The sequence below is a fragment of the Bacillus cereus group sp. BfR-BA-01383 genome (assembly GCF_022663495.1).
In the GTDB taxonomy this organism is placed as follows: Bacteria; Bacillota; Bacilli; order Bacillales; family Bacillaceae_G; genus Bacillus_A; species Bacillus_A cereus_AU.
In genome coordinates this window covers 1-263 of the sequence record NZ_JAKUFP010000136.1, presented here as the reverse complement: position 1 = coordinate 263, position 263 = coordinate 1, and the positions used below count along the sequence as shown (strand labels likewise).

Sequence of the window (263 nt, the reverse complement as noted above, 5' to 3'; positions counted from 1 at the left end):
AATGGTGGAGGGGGGCAGATTCGAACTGCCGAACCCGAAGGAGCGGATTTACAGTCCGCCGCGTTTAGCCACTTCGCTACCCCTCCGACATAAATGGTGGAGGATGACGGGATCGAACCGCCGACCCCCTGCTTGTAAGGCAGGTGCTCTCCCAGCTGAGCTAATCCTCCATTTTGCCTGGCAACGTCCTACTCTCACAGGGACAAGGTCCCAACTACCATCGGCGCTAGAGAGCTTAACTTCCGTGTTCGGTATGGGAACGG

General features: G+C 57.4%; 2 tRNA genes and 1 rRNA gene. All 3 read right to left on the bottom strand.

The annotated features are described in order from the left end of the window. Nucleotides 1–2: 2 nt before the first annotated feature. Nucleotides 3–86, bottom strand: a tRNA-Tyr gene (locus MR065_RS27310). Nucleotides 87–94: 8 nt separating this feature from the next. Further along, a tRNA-Val gene (locus tag MR065_RS27305) sits at nt 95–170 on the bottom strand. A gap of 5 nt (nt 171–175) precedes the next feature. Continuing rightward, a 5S ribosomal RNA gene (gene rrf, locus MR065_RS27300) occupies nt 176–263 on the bottom strand; the annotation flags it as partial.